The organism is Mesorhizobium sp., assembly GCF_005063415.1.
GTDB lineage: Bacteria > Pseudomonadota > Alphaproteobacteria > Rhizobiales > Rhizobiaceae > Mesorhizobium.
The window spans coordinates 41,496-44,951 of sequence record NZ_SUEG01000021.1 but is presented as its reverse complement, the minus strand read 5'-3'; the positions used below and the strand labels follow the sequence as shown (position 1 = coordinate 44,951).

At 62.2% G+C, this 3,456-nt stretch carries 3 protein-coding genes and 1 pseudogene; 2 read left to right on the top strand and 2 right to left on the bottom strand.

The features are described 5' to 3' along the window. Positions 1 to 397 (bottom strand): annotated as a pseudogene (locus tag E5W70_RS08620) (HAD family hydrolase); the annotation flags it as partial. A 180-nt stretch (positions 398 to 577) separates the two neighbouring features. Between E5W70_RS08620 and E5W70_RS08615 the strand changes: the two are divergent. After that, positions 578 to 1,447: a transglutaminase family protein gene (locus E5W70_RS08615; protein WP_292656499.1), complete on the top strand. Its 870-nt coding sequence runs from the start codon at positions 578 to 580 to the stop codon at positions 1,445 to 1,447. 329 nt (positions 1,448 to 1,776) lie between these two features. Further along, entirely contained in the window at positions 1,777 to 3,138 is a 1,362-nt protein-coding gene (locus E5W70_RS08610) for a pilus assembly protein (RefSeq protein ID WP_292656496.1), read from the top strand. Positions 3,139 to 3,257: 119 nt separating this feature from the next. Here the strand turns inward: E5W70_RS08610 and E5W70_RS08605 are convergent. Next, the coding region (locus E5W70_RS08605) for a hypothetical protein (protein ID WP_292656493.1) at positions 3,258 to 3,456 on the bottom strand (199 nt) is incomplete at its 5' end.

Sequence of the window (3,456 nt, the reverse complement as noted above, 5' to 3'; positions counted from 1 at the left end):
CCTCCGCCGCAACGATCACGGCGGGAGCCGGAATACCCGCGGCCTGCAGGCGCAGCAGGGCAAGCTCGCGCGGCGCCGAGGTCGCGATCGCCCAGCTTCCGGGCGGAAGCGACGCCAGGAACGCCCCGGCGCCCGCAATCGGGCGAATGCCCTCGACATCGGCCGCCTCGGCCTGCAGAAGCGAATCGGCTTCGCGGGCAGGATCGACGCCTGGGAGCGCCAGCCGGCCGATGGTCTCGATCGCCCGCACGCCGTGGATGGTCGGCAGGAATGCGGCGACGTCAAGACCTTGCCGATGCGCCCAAGCTGCCCAGACCCTTTCCGCCGCGGCAATCGAATTGAGAATCGTGCCGTCCATATCGAACAGGAAGGCCGCGAATTTTCTGCCTGCAAACATCGGTTTTCCCGGAGTCATCTTGGAGGGATTATTTCGAAAGACGCGTGTCGATCGACCGTAACGTTGCCGCGTCCGTATGGGAAGCCGCGAGGGCGTCGTTTTCGACGTTCGCAAGGAACCGCCGCACACTCTCCTGCGTTGACCAGCACTATCTTCCATGACGATCGTAGGGGGACGGCGATGCTGATCAGGCTCGGCTATGAAATTGCCATTGAATGCGCTGCAGCCACGCCGGTCGTTTCGCTGCTCGATATCCACAGGGATCGCCAGGCCGACATCAAGCGGCAGACGCGCGTGCTGACCTCGCCGTCGGTTACAACCAGGGTCTACCACGATCTTTTCGGCAATAGCTGCCGCCGCTTCACGGCGCCAGCCGGAAGCTTTCGCATCCTCTATGACGCGGTGGTCGAGGACAGCGGCGAGCCGGACGAAGTCAACACGCTGGCCAGGGAAGTCCCGGTCGCCGAATTGCCGGACGAGGTGCTCGGCTATCTGCTCGGCAGCCGTTACTGCGAGACCGACCATCTCGGCGACCTGGCATGGCAACTGTTCGGCCAGCTCCCGCCGGGCTGGGCGCGGGTGCAGGCGATCGTCGACTATGTCCACAACCGGCTGTCGTTCGGCTACGGCTATGCGCGCTCGACCCGCACGGCGGCGCAGGCGCATGAGGAACGCGTCGGCGTCTGCCGCGACTTTGCCCATCTGGCGATCACGCTCTGCCGCTGCATGAACATCCCGGCCCGCTACGTGAACGGCTATCTCGGCGATATCGGCGTGCCCGCCGATCCGGCACCAATGGATTTCTCGGCGTGGGTGGAAGTGTTCCTCGACGGCAGATGGTACACTTTCGATCCTCGCCACAATGTGCCGAGGATCGGCCGCGTCGTCATCGCCCGCGGCCGCGACGCCACCGACGTGCCGCTGCTGCACAGTTTCGGCCCGCATCGGCTCACCCTGTTCAAGGTCTGGACGCACGAGCAGGAAGGCAATCTGTTCAAGCCGCCTTATCGTGGCGTCGACAAGACCGTCAGCGCACGGATGCTGGCCTAGTCTTACGGGACACATTCACAGTCCGTGGTTCCATTTCTCGCCACCGCGGTCGTGCTGAACCGGTTCGATACATCTCGTCTGTACCGGATTGGGACGCAGTCCAGTCGTCCTGAATTGCGAGCCTGATCTTGGTAAGCGCTTTGTCAACAAAGCCGCGCCGACGCGGCTTTCGTACACCAGTTGTTTACTTTGCCGCCGCTCGAAAACGTTTGGAAACAATGGCCTGAGCGCGGGCCGGTCGCTTTCCCGGGCCTGGCGGCGCGATCCGGCCGGATTCCTGCAATGCGCGTTCGGACAGCTGCAGGCTGTAGCGAATGGAGGCGGAAGGAATGCGGCGTTTCGGGGGTCTTGTTCAGGCGATCGGCGGCTTTGCCGGGGATCGCAGCGGAAATTTCGCGGTGCTGTTTGGGATAATCGGCTCGGTGTTGGCACTGAGTGTCGGCTTTGCCGTCAACTTATCCCAACTCTACAATGTGAAATCGAGCCTGCAGGGCGTGGTCGATGCGGCGGTCACCTCGACGGCCCGCGACTTGACAACCGGCGTCATCAGCGAGACCGACGCCAGCAAATCGGTGCAGGCCTTTCTCGACGCCAACAGCATGGCGGGTATCCTGCAGGACAACCAGATCGTTCTCGATAATCTGGTTGTCGACAGGACAGCCAAGACTGTCCAGGCGGACGCCCATGTCAACGTCAACTACTATTTCCCGCTTTTCAGCACGGGTGGCATGCAGCGCGTCCCCGCATCTACGACGGCGCTCTATTCGGACAAGCAGATCGAAGTCGCGATGATGCTGGACGTGACCGGGTCGATGGCCGGCCAGAAAATCATCGATCTGCGGGCGGCTGCGGCGAATGCCGTCGACAGCTTCCTGGGCGGCCAGGACCCTGCCAACCCGCGAGTGCGCGTCTCCATCGTGCCCTACGCGAATTCGGTGAATGCCGGCGCGCTTGCCGCCAGCAGCGTCTATGTCGAAACCTCCACCAGCCAGCGCAAGCAGGCGCCCGGCAATGGCGCCGTACAGTATGTCTCCGGCTTTGTGCGTCCGGACAATTGTGCCACCGAGCGCAAAGGGACCTATCAGTATTCGGATGCAGGCCCCGACGTCAGCATGGTCAATCGGGACTACCTGCTGTCATCCTTCGCCTGGCAGACCGGCACGGCTGCCTGCCCTGCCGCCGCGTTGAAACCGCTGACGGCGGATGCCACGGCGCTCAAGAACGTCATCAAGACCTTTGTAGCGTCGGGTGGCACCGCCGGCCATGTCGGCGTGCAGTGGAGCTGGTACATGCTTTCGGAAAACTGGGGCAGTGTGATGAAAGCCTCGGAACGGCCGGCCAAGATGGATCCAAAGAACGTTGCCAAGATCGCGATCCTGATGACTGATGGCGAATTCAACCTGTCCTATTTCGACGCCAGCACCGTCGGTGACGTCTACAATAGCGCGGGCAAGGAGCCGCCCCGCACGGCGGCCAAGACACTCTGCGCTGCGATGCGCAACAAGGGCATCGAGATATTCACCATCGGGTTTGACCTAAACGAAACGAATGCCAAGGCGACGCTCCAGGATTGCGCGAGCCCGGACACCGCCAAGATCAAGCACTTTTATCAGGCGGCCAATGGAACCGAACTCAACCAGGCTTTCCAGGATATAGCCCGCAACGTCGAGATGTTGACCGTAACCAAATAAGGGCCAATAGCCCAAAAAGAAAAGGCCGCCGCTTCTCGCGAAGCCGGCGGCCTTCCGTGTTTCCGTCCATGGCGCGGCTCCTGGCTGCGACACTGGTCGCCAGCCGCGCATCTCGCGCCTTAACGGGAAGACTGCTTCCCGAAAGTGCGATCCGCTGAGGCCACGTTCTGGAAAACGAAATCACTCGACATCGGATCACCTCCTTTCGATTTGTTGAACACTTCCTCATGATGGGGTGTCATCCGGCAAATGGCAAGGCGCGGCACCCGAAAATCCTGAACAAGCGTGCTTGCGCGCCCAAGCGGCTTGCGGCCCGCC